The organism is Anaeromyxobacter soli (genome assembly GCF_022808855.1).
In the GTDB taxonomy this organism is placed as follows: domain Bacteria; phylum Myxococcota; class Myxococcia; order Myxococcales; family Anaeromyxobacteraceae; genus Anaeromyxobacter; species Anaeromyxobacter soli.
The window spans coordinates 1-13,731 of record NZ_JAKZLF010000062.1; the positions used below are offsets into that span (position 1 = coordinate 1).

Here is a 13,731-nt window from a genome sequence, read left to right on the forward strand (position 1 = left end):
CCCAGCGGCTCTGCCGCTGGGGCGGGGACGCAGTCCCCGTTAGATCGACATCAATGCGCGGCCTGCTGACCGGCGTCCGCCGCGGCGGCGCTCGGGACGGCGTGCCCTGCAGGGAGCTCGGGCAGCTCCGCCACGATCACGCGGCCGCGCCCCTCGCGCTTCGCGGCGTAGAGCGCCGAGTCCGCTGCGCCGACGAGGGCTTCCGCGGCGTCCTCGCGGAGATCGTCGCACAGGCAGGCCACCCCGAACGACGCGCCCACGTGGATCCGCTTCCCGCCGATCTCGAGCTCGGTCTCGCGCAGGCGCGCGCAGGCGCGCTCGGCGAACACCCGTCCCTCCTCGGCGGAGGTGTGCGGCAGGAGGATGACGAACTCGTCGCCGCCGTAGCGCGCCCCGAAGTCGGTCTCGCGCAGCTCCTCGCGGATCACCGCCGCGACCGCGGCGATCGCGCGGTCGCCGGCGGCGTGGCCGAGCTCGTCGTTGATCGGCTTCAGCTGATCCATGTCGGCCATCACGCAGGTGAGCGGCGTGTGATAGCGGAGCGCGCGCTTCACCTCCTCCTCCACGCGCGCGCGGAACGCGCGGAGGTTGGCGAGGCCGGTGAGCGCGTCCGTCTGGGCGAGCTCGCGCAGCGCGGTCTGGCTGCGCATGAGCCGGAGCGTCCGCTCGACGCGCGCGCGCAGCTCGCGCTCGGAGAAGGGCTTCTGGAGGTAATCCACCGCGCCGAGGTCGAGGCTGCGCACCTTCACCGCGTCGTCGCCGTGGCCCGAGACGAAGATGACGGGGATGTCGTTCGTCGCGGTGTCCGCGCGCAGCCGCTCGAGCGCCTGGAGCCCGTCGAGGCGCGGCATGAACAGATCCATGAGCACGACGTCCGGGTGCTCCGCGCGCGCGACCTCGAGTGCCACCTCCCCGTCCTCGGCCAGCAGGACCTCGTACTCCGGCTCGAGCACCTCGGTCAGCACCTCGCGCGCGTCCGCCTCGTCGTCGACGACGAGCAGCCGCGGGCGCGTCCCGGAGGGACGGGGCCGGCGCGCGGGGCGGGCGTCCGGCGCCGCGCGCACCGTCCGATCGAGGTCGTCCGCGACGCGGCGCAGGCGCGAGATCTCGCCGCGGTGCGCGTCGGCCTGCGCGGCGTCCGCCGCGAGCAGCTCCGCCGCGGAGCGGAGCTCGGCGGCCGCGGAGGCGAGGAGGGCGTCGCGGCGGTGGGTCGTCTCGCGGAGCCGGCGGTTCGCGTCCGCCAGATCCGCGAGGCCGCTCGGGAGCGCCTCGCGGAGGCGGCGCGCCCGCTCCTCCGCGGGCAGGCCCGAGGCGGCGTCGATCGCGGCGAGCAGCGGCGCGAGCGGGTCGCGCGCGGTCTCGCCCACATCGGCGGCTCTCGGGTCCTGTGGCTTCACGGCCGGCGTTCGTCCGTTCGGGTCGTTCAAATGTAGTGGGGGCGAAGCAGAACGGCAGGCCTGACCCCTGCCGCAGACGTGCGGGAGACGCCTGCCCCCCCGGCGAGCGTCAGCCCGATCGGCGGGAGCTCGCGGGGCTCGTCCGCCATCAGTGCATCCAAGCGTACAGCGCGGCTGCGAGAGGGATCCACGGTATCCCCAGGAGGGCTGCCAGCGCGATCTTGAGCGCGCGGCGACTGCGCGGGGAGAGGCGGGTGGTGCCGGGGAGGGTGAAGACGGCGCGAGAGGTCACGCGACGCAGGACAGCAAGGGCGGTGCCGCGGGCCTGCGGCGCGCCCGGCGCGTGGAAGGTCGCGCGATCCCGAGGCGTTCGTGCGCGACCGCCGGGCGCGCGTGTCCTGCGCGCCACACGGCCGGGAAGAATTTCCGCCCACGCGCGGGAGCGGTCCGGAATATTTTGTGCGACGGAGGACCGCGAGATGGCCGGCGTCGTCGAGATCTACGGCAAGGATTCATGCCCCTACACCAGCGCCGCGCGTGAGGATCTCGGCGCCCGTGGTGTGGAATTCACCTACTTCGACGTGAAGAAGGACGCCGCCGCGATGAGGCGGTTCCTCGAGCTCTCCGGCGGCGATCGCCGGGTGCCGCTGATCGTCGACGCGCGCGGGCGCGTGTCGGTGGGTTTCGGCGGAAGCTGAGGGGTGTGACGCTCCCGGTCGGGAGCGAGGAGAAGAGATCGTCGCGCCCTCGAAGGCGCAGGAGCCCGGAGTCGAGGCGGGCAAGCGCAGCGAACGAGGACGCCCCCGGGATCGTGCGCCGCGCTCAGCGCCCGTAGATGGCGCGCTTGCCGCCGCGGAAGCCCGGGCCGCCCACGAACTGAGGCGGCGGGCGCTCCAGCATGAACTGGAACCACTGCTCGCCGTACACCTTGCCGAGCTTCAGCTTCTTCCCGTTCTGGAGCAGCTGGAGGGAGCCCTTCAGCTTCTCGTCGGACGGGTTCGCCTGCACGGCGCGCCCGAGCACCGCGATCGCGTCCTCGTGCCGGCCGAGCTCCTCGAGGATCCAGGCGTACGCCGACCAGAGCACGCCCTCCTTCTTGTTCGTCTTCACCGCGTCCTCGAGGACGCGCTTCATGCCGTCGAGGTCACGCCGCTTGTAGCGGACGACGCCCAGCATCCCGCGCGCGATCCAGTTGCGCGAGAAGCTCTTCTCGAGGTGGGGGAGGGCGGCGTCGAGGTCCTGGCGGATGAAGAGCAGGATCCCGATGTTCGAGTGGAGCTGCGAGGCGACGAGGAACTGCCACGGCGCGAGCCGGAACCCGCCCTGGAGCGTCTGCACCGCCTTGTCGAGCTTCTGGGCGCGGACGTCCGCCTGCATCCCGTCGAAGACGGACTCGAGCTGCTTCCACGTCCGCCGCGCGAGGACGAAGTAGGCGATGGTCGCGGCGAGCAGGGCGGGGAACACGGCGGCGGCCCAGCCGAAGCTGGTCCCGATCGCGATCGCGGCCCCGACGACGAGCCCGATCCCCAGGCTGATGAGGAGGTTGTACATGACGTTCCCGGTGGAGGTGCGGGGTACGGATACACGTGGCCGCGCCCCTGCGGCAAGGGAAAACGCGGGCGCGCGGGGCCCCGCGAATGGCCCTCCCCGGACTCGAACCGGGACGGGGGATCACCCCACTCGATTTTGAGTCGAGCGCGTCTACCGTTTCGCCAGAGGGCCGATGGCGCCGCGGAACCTAGCAGAAAAATGGATTGGGCGCATGACCGGGGGTCTATAATGCCGGCCAAAGCTCGATTTTGCGCGGTGAGCAAACTGCGCAATCGATCCCGACAGGAGACGCCCGATGGGGGGGCCCCCCCCCCCCCCCCCCGCCCCCCCCCCCCCCCCCGCGAGGCGCGCGCGGCGCCCTAAGCGCGCATCCGCCGCGATCGCGCGCGCCGTAGCGGAGATGGCCGCGTCCCGGCTCGAGGCCGAGCTCGAGGCGGAGGTCGCGCGCAAGGGCGGCAGGGGCCGCCGTCGCCGCTCCGTGAACGGCGCGTCGTCGCGCCCGCGCGGAGAGATCACCCGCTGGGCTGCCGATCGGCGCGCGCGGCGCGTCCCCAACTTCGTCATCGACATGACGGGCCTGAAGACGAAGAAGCAGATCGTCGCGAAGTTCGGCGACGGCGTGGTCTTCGAGAAGGGCAAGCCCGCGCCCAAGCCGAAGGCGTAGCGGCGCACGGGGTCCGCGGGTGCGCCCCCGGACGCCGTGAAGACTCCGGACCGTCGCGAGAGGTGCCGTCGTCGCGCTCGCAGCCGGCGCGTCGCGGTCCGGTGATTTCTTCCTCAGGCGCTGTCCTTCTTCGCGACGGGCTTCGCGGGCGCGGCGGCGCTTCCCGCGTCCGTCTTGGCGGCGGGGGCCGCCTGGGCGCCCTCCGGCTTCGGGCCGGTCCCCGTCGGCGCCTCCGGCTTGGTCTTGGGCGACGCGTAGAGATCCGAGTACCAGCCGCCGCCCTTGAGCTGGAAGCTCGTGCGCGAGATGAGCCGCGCGAGCTTAGGCGCCCCGCACTCGGGGCAGGCCGCCGGCGCGGGGTCCGACATCCGCTGCATCACCTCGGTGAGGCGCCCGCACTCCTCGCAGACGTATTCGTAGATGGGCACGACGAGATCCTAGCGCGGCATCGTGCGGCTAGCCGCGCCGCGGTGGCCGGCCGCCGCCGCGCGGGCCGGGGCCACCCCGAGGCTTTCCGCCCGGGCGGGTGCGCGGTCCGAAGCCGGTGCGAGGGCCGGGGCCGGTGCGGGGGCCAGGGCCGGAGCGAGGGCCGGGGCCGGAGCGAGGGCCGGGGCCGGTGCGAGGGCCGGGGCCGGTGCGAGGGCCCGCGCCGGAGCGAGGGCCACCGGGGCCGGTGCGGGGGCCGAAGCCGGAGCGAGGCCCGAAGCCGGAGCGCGGTCCACCGGGGCCGGTGCGGGGGCCAGGGCCGGTGCGGGGGCCAGGGCCGGTGCGGGGGCCAGGGCCGGTGCGGGGGCCAGGGCCGGTGCGGGGGCCGGGGCCGGTGCGGGGGCCGAAGCCGGTGCGAGGGCCGAAGCCGGTGCGAGGGCCGAAGCCGGTGCGAGGGCCAGGGCCGGTGCGAGGGCCACCGGGACCGGTGCGGGGGCCGGGGCCGGTCCGGGGGCCGAAGCCGGAGCGGGGGCCAGGGCCGGTGCGAGGGCCACCGGGGCCGGTGCGGGGGCCGAAGCCGGTGCGAGGGCCACCGGGGCCGGTGCGGGGGCCGAAGCCGGTGCGAGGGCCACCGGGGCCGGTGCGGGGGCCAGAGCCGGAGCGAGGTCCGAAGCCCGAGCGAGGGCCGGGGCCGGTGCGAGCGGCAAATCCGCCGCGGTAACCGGGACCCGAGCGCGGCCCGAATCCCTTGTGCGGACCGCGCCGATCTTGTCCGCGCGGCTGCCCGCCGGTGGGCTCACCCCGGGAGCGCGATGCGTCGGGGGCGCCGCGGCGGAACGGGGGAGGGCTCACGGAGTCGGCGGAGCCGCGCGCCCGCTCCGGGCCTCCGGCCCGCGGACGATCGCGTCGCTCGGTACGCTCGTTTCCGTCTCGAGCGCGGTCGGAGCCGAACCGGCGCCGCTCCTCGAAGCGCGAGCGGCTCTCCCGAGCGCCGCCGCCCGGGCGGGCCTCGTGGCGCGGTGCTCCGCGCCGGCCGCGGTCCGAGCCGGTCGGGCCGGACGGCGCGCCCGCGCCCAGGTCGGCGGGCCCGAGGTCGAGGCCGAACCGCAGGGAGAGCGCCCCGACGGTCTCGTAGGGCAACGAGAGGCTCCGCGAGAGCGCCGGGCCGAGGGACTCGCCGCTGGCGCGCAGCGCGCGGAGGTGCTCGGGGAGGCGGGCTCGGAGATCCGCCTCGATCTCCTCCAGCAGCCCGAGATCCCGCAGCCGCTCCTCCTGCGCGAGCAGGAGGTGGATCCGCTCCGAGAGCGTCGCGCGGGAGCGGAGATCCGCCCTCCGCTCCTCGCGGATCCGCTCCGCGTCCTCCGCGGCGCCGAGCCGGGCGAGGGCGGCGTCGAGCCCGGCCTCGTCGAGCCCCAGCGCCGCGGCCGCGGCGGCGCGGGATCCGGCGGCCGCGCGCAGCGCGTGCAAGAGCTCGTCGTGCTCGCGCCGCTCGAACACGCGGGCGAGGCCGTGGTGATCGATGAGGGCCGCGAGATCGGCGTCGGTGGGCGTCGCGCCGCCGGGGCCGCGCCAGCCGGCCTGGAGCTCGGCCAGGATCGCGGCGCGGCGCGCGCCGTGGCGGCGCAGGAGCCGCTCGAGCACGGCGCGGCCCTCGTCGCGGCGAAGGTCGTCGAGCGCGGGGAGAGGCGGCGGAGGCTCCGGGGCGACCTCCACGCGATCGCGCGCACGGTGGACGACGATCCCGGGCTTCTTGCGGCCGCGGCCCGGCTTCGCGCGAGGCACGGGCTGGTCGGACGCGGCGGCGGCGGCGGGGGGCGCCGGCGCGACGGGCTCGTCGGCCGCTTCCCGCGGGTAGCGGGCCTCGCGCTCACGCTCCGCCGCGGTGTCCGCGGGCGTTCCGCGCGCGATGTCGGCGAGCGCGTACGGGCCGAGCGGCGCCGCGGGAGGCGGATCCGCGAGGAGGGCGCGCGCGGCGAGCAGCTCGTCCCAGGACAGCGGCGACAGGGCAGCGCGGATCTCTCGCGTCCCGGCCTGGCGGCCGGCTTCGGCGCACCAGCGGGCGACACGCTCGAGCAGCTCGGGGTCGATCTCGGCCATGGCGGGCGGAACGTGCGCCGGGGCGCCGCCCGAGTCAAGGATCCCAGGCGATCGCGGTTGCCGCTCGCCCGCGCGCGTGGTTCACTGCCGCGCATGTCACCCGGGATGAAGGACGGCGGGACCGGCCGAATCCCCGCCGCCGTCCGCTCCCTCCGCTGGATCCTCTTCGCGCTGCTCTTCGCCGCCACCGCGCTGACGCTCCTCGGCGTGCCGGAGCTCGCGCGATCCGTCGCCGGGAGCGGCTGGCCTCGCGCGGCGCTCGCGGTCCCGGCGGTGGTCCTCGCGCTCTTCATCGGGGGCTACGCCGCGTACCGCTTCGTGCTGGTGCGCGCCGGGAGGTACTCGGCGGGGAAGGCGCTCGTGCAGGTCGGGCTGATGGTGCTCGTCCTGGCCGTCATCACCGGGGTCGTGCTCGAGCTCGCGCAGGGTTACCGGGTCGAGCTCGCGCCTCCCGTCGAGCTCGCCGGACCGCTCCGGTCGGCCGATCCGGCCACCCGCGCGCTCGCCGCGGAGGTCGCTCGCCACCGCCCCCGAGAGGCAGGCGTGCGAGCGGTCCCGCGCCTGATCGAGCTGCTCGACGACCCCGCGCCGGAGGTCCGCCGCGAGGCGCACGCCACCCTCGTGGCGCTGGCCGGACGTGACGCGGGCGGGGAAGGGCCCGGGGCTGCGGCGCGTTGGCGGGAGTACTGGCGCGACGCCGCGCCGGAGCGCTGAGCCCCGCCGGCGGCGGACGACACCGCAGGGGCTTGCCTGGGCGGCGTCAGTCTGATACTGAGAATCGTTATCAGGATGACCGACGCCGATCACGACCTCCGGGGCAGCAGGACGCGCGGGCACGATCGCCCGCAGGACGCGGGCGCCGCCGCGGCCGAGCTCGCCGCGTACATCGAGCGCAAGGGCCTCAAGCACTCGCGGCAGCGCGAGCGCATCGCGCAGGCCTTCTTCGCCGTCCGCGGTCACGTCACGGTCGAGGAGCTCGTCGCGCACGCGCGGCGCGACGACCCTCGCGTGAGCGTCGCGACCGTGTACCGGACGATGAAGCTCCTCGTCGATTGCGGCCTCGCCTCGGCGCGCCAGTTCGGGGAGGGCCAGACGCGCTACGAGCCCTCGGCGGGGCGCGCCCACCACGATCACCTCATCTGCACCGGCTGCGGCGACATCGTGGAGTTCGCGAACGAGAAGATCGAGTCGCTGCAGGAGACGGTGGCGCGCCGGCACGGCTTCGAGGTCGAGAGCCACAAGCTCGAGCTGTACGGCCGCTGCGCCCGCTGCCGGAAGGCCGCCCCCGTGCGCGAGGAGCGCGCGTGACCCCTCCCGCCCCGGCTCCGGCTGCCGCGCGCGCCGGCGAGCTCGACAAGAAGCAGGTGGTCGCGGCGAACCGCGCCATCATCCTCGTCGGCAACCCCAACGTCGGGAAGAGCGCGCTGTTCGGCGCGCTCACCGGCAAGTACGTCACGGTCTCGAACTACCCGGGGACGACCGTCGAGGTGACGCGCGGCTCGGCCACCATCGAGGGGCAGCCCTGGCACGTGATGGACACGCCGGGGACGAACAACCTCATCCCCATGTCGGAGGACGAGCAGGTCACTCGCGACATCCTGCTCTCCGAGCGCGGCTACGCGGCCGTGCAGGTCTGCGACGCGAAGAACCTCCGGCGCGGGCTCCTGCTCGCGACGCAGCTCGCCGAGGCGGAGATCCCCTTCACCCTCGCGCTCAACATGGCGGACGAGGCGGCGAGCCGCGGGTTCCACATCGACGTGGAGCGGCTCTCGCGCGACCTCGGCATCGACGTCGTGCCGACCGTGGCGGTCCAGCGGCAGGGGCTCGCGGCCCTGCAGCAGCGCATCGCCGCCGGTGGCCGCGCCTCGCCCTTCCGGCCCCGCTACGACGACGCGATCGAGGCGGCGCTCGCGGAGATCACGCCGCTCATGCCGCGCGGCGGCTTCGGCGCCCGGGCGCTCGCCGTCATGGCGCTCGTGGGCGACGAGTCGCTCCGCCCGCAGCTCGCCGCGCACGTCTCCGAGGCGGACCTCGCCCGGATCGACGCGATCCGGCGCACCGTGGCGGCACGCTACCCCGAGTCGCTCCGCTTCGTGGTCGCGCGCCAGCGGCTCGCGGCGGCCGACCGGCTGCACGACGCGGTCGTCACGCGGGGCGGCGCCACCGCGGCGAGCGGCCTCGGCCGCAAGCTCGGCACCTGGTCCACGCACCCGCTGTGGGGGATCCCCATCCTCGCCGTCGTGCTCTTCGCGGCGTACGAGTTCGTGGGCGTGCTGGGGGCCGGGACGCTCGTCGACTTCCTCGAGAACACCGTCTTCGCGAACTACCTCGTGCCGTGGATCACCGCCGCGGTGCGGTTCCTCGTACCGGACGGCCGCTTCGAGAGCTTCCTCGTCGGTCCTCCCGGCGCCGACGCCGTGACGCAGAACGGGATCCTCATCGGCAAGTACGGGATCGTCTCGATGGGCCTGTCCTACGGCATCGCGATCGTGCTGCCGATCGTGACGACGTTCTTCATCGCGTTCAGCATCCTCGAGGACTCGGGCTACCTGCCGCGCCTCGCGGTCATGCTGAACAAGGTGTTCAAGCGGATGGGCCTGAACGGCAAGGCCGTCCTGCCGATGGTGCTCGGGCTCGGCTGCGACACGATGGCCACGATGACGGCGCGCATCATGGAGACGCGGAAGGAGCGGGTCATCGTGACGCTCCTGCTCGCGCTCGGCGTGCCCTGCAGCGCGCAGATGGCGGTCATCTTCGCCATGACCTCCAAGCTCCCGGTGGCCGCGACGGCCTGGTTCGGGGCCACGGTGGTGCTCGTGCTGTTCCTCGTCGGCTGGCTCGCGGCGAAGGTGCTGCCCGGCCGCGGCTCGGACTTCATGCTCGAGCTGCCGCCGCTGCGCGTGCCGCAGGCCGGCAACATCGCGGTGAAGACGCTCGCGCGCATCGAGTGGTACCTGCGCGAGGCGCTGCCGCTCTTCATCGTCGGCACGCTCATCCTCTACCTGCTCGACCGGTTCGGCGGGCTCTCGTTGCTCGAACGCGCCGCGTCGCCGCTCGTGGTCGGGCTGCTCGACCTGCCCAAGGAGGCCGCGGCCGCGTTCATCCTCGGCTTCCTGCGGCGCGACTACGCCGCGGCGGGCCTGTTCCTCCACTACCAGCCGTTCATGGACGGCGGCGGGCTCACCCGCTCGATGCAGATCGAGATCGTCGTGGCGCTCGTCACGATCACGCTCTTCGTCCCCTGCATCGCGAACTTCTTCATGATCCTGAAGGAGCGCGGCTGGAAGACCGGCGTCGCGATCATGGGGTTCATCGTGCCGTTCGCGGTGGGGGTCGGCGCGGTGGTGAACCAGCTCATGCGGTGGCTGTACTAGGAGGCGCTGGTGGCGGCCCTCGTCGAGAAGATCGAGACGTGCCCGCTGTGCGGGACCCGCTTCGACGCGATGGGGCAGGGGTGCCGCCCGAGCTGCCCGATGGCGAAGGGCTGCCGCGTCGTGTGCTGCCCCTCGTGCAGCTACAGCTTCCCGCAGGAGGCCGGGCTCGCCGGCGGCCTCCGGCGCCTCATCGACCGGCTCAAGCGCGACAAGGACGGGAGGAGCGACTTTCCGTGAATAATGGGACGGCGACGCGGCGGCTCGAGGAGATCCTGGAGACCGCCTACACCCAGCGCGAGGCGGGCCGCGACGCGGCCGACCAGATCCTGGCGGCGGCGGAGGCCGAGCACGCGCCGGGCGCGGGCCGCGCGGATCTCGAGGAGCTCGCGCGCGCGGGCCTCCTCCGGCTCGAGGGGGCGCACGTCCACCTCACGGAGGAGGGCGAGCGGCGCGCCCGCGACGTCGTGCGCCGGCACCGGCTCGCGGAGCGGCTCTTCCGCGACGTGCTCGATCTGGCGGAGGGCGTCACGGAGCAGCAGGCGTGCGAGCTCGAGCACATCCTCTCGCCCGAGGCGACCGACTCCGTCTGCACGCTGCTCGGCCACCCCCCGACCTGCCCCCACGGCAAGCCCATCCCCCCGGGCGGCTGCTGCGGCACCTACCAGAAGACGGTCCGGCCCTTCGTGACCGGGCTCCGCAGCTTCGAGCTCGGCGCGTCCGGCCGCATCGTGTTCATCGCGCCCAAGTTCCACGACCGGATGGATCGGCTCGCCGCGCTGGGGGTGATCCCCGGCAGCACCATCCGGCTCCACCAGCGCTCGCCGTCGTACGTCATCGAGGTCGGCGAGACCACCATCGCCCTCGATCCCGAGATCGCGGGCGAGATCTACGTGAAGCCCGTCGAGGCTCGTTCGTCGTAGCCGAAGCGCAGCTCGAGTCCCCACCCGGAAAGGCGCAGGAGAGAGCCCCGTCGCGGGCCACAAGTGAGAATGCAAGTCAAGATCATGGTTGTCGTGGCCGTCCTGCTCGCCTCGGCGGGCGCCCGCGCGGACGACGCCGCCCCCGCCACCCCCGCGCCGGCGAGCGCCGAGAAGTCGGACGCGCCCGCCGCGAAGGGCGAGGGCGAGGCCGCCACGAAGGAGGAGGTGAAGGCGCTCGCGGAGGAGCTGCGGCGCCTCAAGCTGGAGATGGGCCTCAAGGACGTGGAGTACGCCTCGTACGCCGGGATGGGACCGGCGGCGTCGAAGGTGTACTTCGCGCCGAAGGGGCTCTCCATCGGCGGCTACGGGGAGCTGTTCTACCGGAACCGCCTCTCCGGGGGACCGTCCGACTCGGACCTCTACCGCGTGATCCTCTACACGGGCTACCGCTTCACGCCGAAGATCCTCTTCAACGCCGAGATCGAGTACGAGCACCAGCACGAGCTCTCCGTCGAGTTCGCGTACCTCGACTTCCTCCTCTCCGACGCCGTCGGCGTCCGCGTCGGCAACGTGCTCGTGCCGATGGGCTTCCTGAACGAGCTGCACGAGCCGCCGTTCTTCAACGGCGTGTTCCGGCCGGAGGTGGAGCGGAACCTCATCCCGTCCACCTGGAACGAGAACGGCCTCGGCGTCCACGGCGCGGTCGGCCCGGTCCGCTACAAGGCGTACGCGCTCGTCGGCCTCAACGGCCAGAGCGGCGATCTCTCCTCGGGCAGCTGGCTGCGCGGCGCCCGCACCGGCGGCGGCGAGGCGCCCGCCGAGAGCTTCGCGGGCGTCGCGAGCGTCGGCTACGCGCGCGGTCCGCTCGACGTGGCGGGCTCCGTCTACCGCGGCCGCGCGGGCCAGGGCGCGAAGGACGCTGAGGGCACGATCCGCGCCGACGTGACGCTCGCGGAGGCGCACGCGCAGCTCGCCTGGCGCGGGCTCCAGCTCCGGGGCCTCTACGCGATGGGCTGGCTCGACGACGCGGGCCGGCTCTCCGCGCTGCAGGGCGGCGGCCTCGTGCTCGGGTCGCGCACGCGCGGCGGCTACGTCGAGGCGGCCTACGACGTGCTCGCGGTGGCGCTGCCCGAGCTCGGCCAGTCGCTCTCGCCGTTCGTGCGCTACGAGGCGCTGGACCTCCACGACCGGGTCCCCGCGGGTTTCGCGCGCGACGCGGCGCTCGACGAGAAGCTCTGGACGGCCGGCCTCACCTACAAGCCGATCCCCAACGTCGTCGTGAAGGCCGACTACCAGCGCACCGACACGGAGGCGGACACCACGGCGGACCAGGTGAACCTCGGCGTCGGGTACGTGTTCTGAGGCATGCGAGCGGGCGCCATGCACCGACCGAGACCCGCATCGACCGGCCGCGCGGCGCTCCTCGCCGCGGCCCTCCTCCTCCCCGTCACGGGCGCCCGCGCGGCCGCCGTGGCCGGGAAGGAGGAGGCCGCCATCCGCGCGGTGTTCCCGGCCGCCGAGGCGGTTGAGGCGAAGGACGTGATCCTGACCGACGAGATGGTCGGCCGCATCGAGCGGCTCGCCCGTGCGCGCGTCCGCGAGCGCCTCGTCACGTTCTACACCGCGCGTCGCGGCGCCGAGGTGGTCGGCTACGCCGTCATCCACAGTCACGTGGTGCGGACCAAGCGGGAGACGCTCTCCATCGCGTTCGAGCCCGATGGGCGCCTGCGCAAGATCACCGTGCTCGCGTTCCTCGAGCCGTCCGAGTACCGCCCGAGCGAGCGCTGGCTCGCGCAGCTCGAGGGGAAGGGCCCCGCCGACCGGCTCGCGGTGGGCCAGGATCTCGCGCCGATCAGCGGCGCGACGCTGACCGCGCGGGGCGTGGCCGAGGAGTCGCGCTGGCTGCTCCAGGCGCTGCGTGAGGCGATGGGGGTGGGGCGATGAGGTGGCTCGTCCAGCAGCCGGCGGCTGGGAGCCGCGCGCGGCCCCCCGTCGCGCTGTTCCTCGTCTTCGCGGCCCTGGCGCTCGCGGGGCTCGCGGCGCAGCGGCTCCAGGCGGGCGGCCTCTCGCCGGCGGACGTGGAGGCCTTCTACCGCGGGGCGGAGGGCGGGGAGCCGCTCACGGCGGCGGCGCTCTGGGAGGAGGTCCACGTCGGCGCGTTCGTGTACGGGTTCGTGCTGTTCATGCTCGCGGCGCTCGCCGCCGTGGCGCCGCGGCTCGAGGGCGTGCGCGGGGGGCTCGTGCTCGCGGCCTTCGCCGCCACGCTCGCCGACCTGTTCGCGCCCTTCGCGGTGTCCGCGCGGCCCGGGCTCGGCGCCTTGCGGGTCGCGACCACCGTGCTCGCCAGCGCCTCCATGTGGGCGCTCCTCGTCGCGGTCGCCGTGGCGCAGGCGCGGGTGGGGAGGGACGCCCGTGCGTGATCCCCGCCTCGCGCCGTTCCGGGTCCCGGCGCTCGCCTTCGCGGCGTTCCTCGTCGTGCAGGCCGCGAGCGCGGCGGCCCTCTTCGCGCTGAAGCTCGGGGGAAGCCCCGCGGGCGTCCGCGCGTTCTACCTCGGTGACGCAGCGCGGTTCGCGGCGCCGAAGAGTCTCGCCGGGCTGCTGGAGGTCGCGGTGCCTCACCTCGCCGCGATCCCGCTCGTGCTGTTCGCGGTGGTGCACGTCGTGAGCTTCGCGCGGGCGCTCCCCGCCCGCGCCGCGCGCGGCCTCGCGGCGCTCTCGTTCGGCGCCGCGCTCGCGGGGGTCGCCGCGTCGTTCGGGGTTCGCTACCTCGGGCCGGCGCTCGCGCCGGTGAAGGTGGCTGCGTTCGGGCTCCTCGAGCTCACGCTGCTCGCGTGGGCGGCGCTCCTCGGCGCCGTGTTCCTTCCCGCTCGCGCCGAGGAGCCGGCGCGGGCCGACACCGCCGCCGGAGCGGCGGAGGAGATCGCGGAGTGATCGTCTGCATCTGCCGGGCGGTGTCCGACCGGGCCATCCGGGCGGCGCGCGACGCGGGCGCGGCCTCCGTCGAGGCGGTGGGCGCCGCGACCGGCGCCGGCACGTGCTGCGGTTGCTGTCGCGGGAGCATCGCGCGGATCCTCGCCGAGCCCTGCCGTGCGCCGTGCGTGGCCGTCCAGGACCGGGAGGACACGTCCGCCGAGACCGTCCCGCTCCGCGCCGCCGCGGACCGGCTGAAGACGCCCTAGTGTCCTGAGTCGGAAGTCCGTCGGCAGAATCGTTCAATGCTGGCGAGGATCTCGTCGGCGGACTTCGTCCAGACGAAGGGCTTAGGCGCCGCGTTCGTGATCGAGATGAACCGTTCGATCGCG

15 protein-coding genes, 1 tRNA gene and 1 pseudogene are annotated in these 13,731 nt (G+C 74.5%); 12 read left to right on the forward strand and 5 right to left on the reverse strand.

Translation table 11 applies throughout. From position 1 onward, the window contains the following. Positions 1-50 precede the first annotated feature (50 nt). Positions 51-1,397, reverse strand: coding sequence for a GGDEF domain-containing protein (locus MLV88_RS23320; protein WP_242356126.1), 1,347 nt, complete (start codon positions 1,395-1,397; stop codon positions 51-53). Positions 1,398-1,876: 479 nt separating this feature from the next. Between MLV88_RS23320 and uxx1 the strand changes: the two genes are divergently transcribed. After that, positions 1,877-2,095, forward strand: a complete 219-nt coding sequence (gene uxx1 / locus MLV88_RS23325; protein WP_242341489.1) for a UXX-star selenoprotein family 1 — start codon at positions 1,877-1,879, stop codon at positions 2,093-2,095. Between the two features lie 124 nt (positions 2,096-2,219). On the opposite strand, the gene MLV88_RS23330 is transcribed toward uxx1, so the two are convergent. Both MLV88_RS23330 and MLV88_RS23335 read right to left on the reverse strand, forming a co-directional pair. Next, positions 2,220-2,948 (reverse strand): tetratricopeptide repeat protein, encoded by a 729-nt coding sequence (locus MLV88_RS23330; RefSeq protein WP_242341488.1) that lies wholly within the window; start codon positions 2,946-2,948, stop codon positions 2,220-2,222. Between the two features lie 87 nt (positions 2,949-3,035). Continuing rightward, positions 3,036-3,119 (reverse strand) — tRNA-Leu (locus tag MLV88_RS23335). A 229-nt stretch (positions 3,120-3,348) separates the two neighbouring features. On the opposite strand from MLV88_RS23335, the gene MLV88_RS23340 reads away from it, so the two are divergent. Continuing rightward, positions 3,349-3,612, forward strand: coding sequence for a hypothetical protein (locus MLV88_RS23340; protein WP_243338764.1), 264 nt, complete (start codon positions 3,349-3,351; stop codon positions 3,610-3,612). 113 nt (positions 3,613-3,725) lie between these two features. Here the strand turns inward: MLV88_RS23340 and MLV88_RS23345 are convergent, their stop codons facing one another. Then, positions 3,726-4,040, reverse strand: a complete 315-nt coding sequence (locus tag MLV88_RS23345; protein ID WP_242341486.1) for an FmdB family zinc ribbon protein — start codon at positions 4,038-4,040, stop codon at positions 3,726-3,728. 1,198 nt (positions 4,041-5,238) lie between these two features. Between MLV88_RS23345 and MLV88_RS23350 the strand changes: the two genes are divergently transcribed. The 10 genes from MLV88_RS23350 to MLV88_RS23395 all read left to right on the forward strand — a co-directional run bounded on the left by MLV88_RS23350 (position 5,239) and on the right by MLV88_RS23395 (position 13,608). Continuing rightward, entirely contained in the window at positions 5,239-6,849 is a 1,611-nt protein-coding gene (locus MLV88_RS23350) for a hypothetical protein (protein ID WP_243338765.1), read from the forward strand. 75 nt (positions 6,850-6,924) lie between these two features. Continuing rightward, positions 6,925-7,443, forward strand: coding sequence for a Fur family transcriptional regulator (locus tag MLV88_RS23355; protein WP_242356132.1), 519 nt, complete (start codon positions 6,925-6,927; stop codon positions 7,441-7,443). Further along, complete coding sequence (feoB, locus tag MLV88_RS23360) at positions 7,440-9,509, forward strand: ferrous iron transport protein B (protein ID WP_243338766.1); 2,070 nt, start codon at positions 7,440-7,442, stop codon at positions 9,507-9,509. Before MLV88_RS23355 ends, feoB begins: the two co-directional genes overlap by 4 nt. A 9-nt stretch (positions 9,510-9,518) precedes the next feature. After that, positions 9,519-9,746 (forward strand): hypothetical protein, encoded by a 228-nt coding sequence (locus MLV88_RS23365; RefSeq protein WP_242356137.1) that lies wholly within the window; start codon positions 9,519-9,521, stop codon positions 9,744-9,746. Next, entirely contained in the window at positions 9,743-10,429 is a 687-nt protein-coding gene (locus MLV88_RS23370; protein WP_242340504.1) for a metal-dependent transcriptional regulator, read from the forward strand. The genes MLV88_RS23365 and MLV88_RS23370 overlap by 4 nt, the downstream gene beginning before the upstream one ends. Before the next feature lie 69 nt (positions 10,430-10,498). Then, positions 10,499-11,791 (forward strand): hypothetical protein, encoded by a 1,293-nt coding sequence (locus MLV88_RS23375; protein ID WP_242356139.1) that lies wholly within the window; start codon positions 10,499-10,501, stop codon positions 11,789-11,791. Between the two features lie 18 nt (positions 11,792-11,809). Continuing rightward, complete coding sequence (locus tag MLV88_RS23380) at positions 11,810-12,373, forward strand: FMN-binding protein (protein WP_242340506.1); 564 nt, start codon at positions 11,810-11,812, stop codon at positions 12,371-12,373. Then, positions 12,370-12,849 (forward strand): hypothetical protein, encoded by a 480-nt coding sequence (locus MLV88_RS23385; RefSeq protein WP_242340507.1) that lies wholly within the window; start codon positions 12,370-12,372, stop codon positions 12,847-12,849. Before MLV88_RS23380 ends, MLV88_RS23385 begins: the two co-directional genes overlap by 4 nt. Then, positions 12,842-13,360 (forward strand): hypothetical protein, encoded by a 519-nt coding sequence (locus MLV88_RS23390; protein ID WP_242340508.1) that lies wholly within the window; start codon positions 12,842-12,844, stop codon positions 13,358-13,360. Before MLV88_RS23385 ends, MLV88_RS23390 begins: the two co-directional genes overlap by 8 nt. Next, the gene (locus MLV88_RS23395) at positions 13,357-13,608 is read left to right on the forward strand and encodes a (2Fe-2S)-binding protein (protein ID WP_242340509.1); all 252 of its coding nucleotides are present in this window, start codon (positions 13,357-13,359) and stop codon (positions 13,606-13,608) included. The genes MLV88_RS23390 and MLV88_RS23395 overlap by 4 nt, the downstream gene beginning before the upstream one ends. On the opposite strand, the pseudogene MLV88_RS23400 reads toward MLV88_RS23395, so the two are convergent. Then, a pseudogene (locus MLV88_RS23400) lies at positions 13,605-13,731 on the reverse strand (IS630 family transposase); the annotation flags it as partial. The gene MLV88_RS23395 and the pseudogene MLV88_RS23400 sit on opposite strands and share 4 nt — an antisense overlap.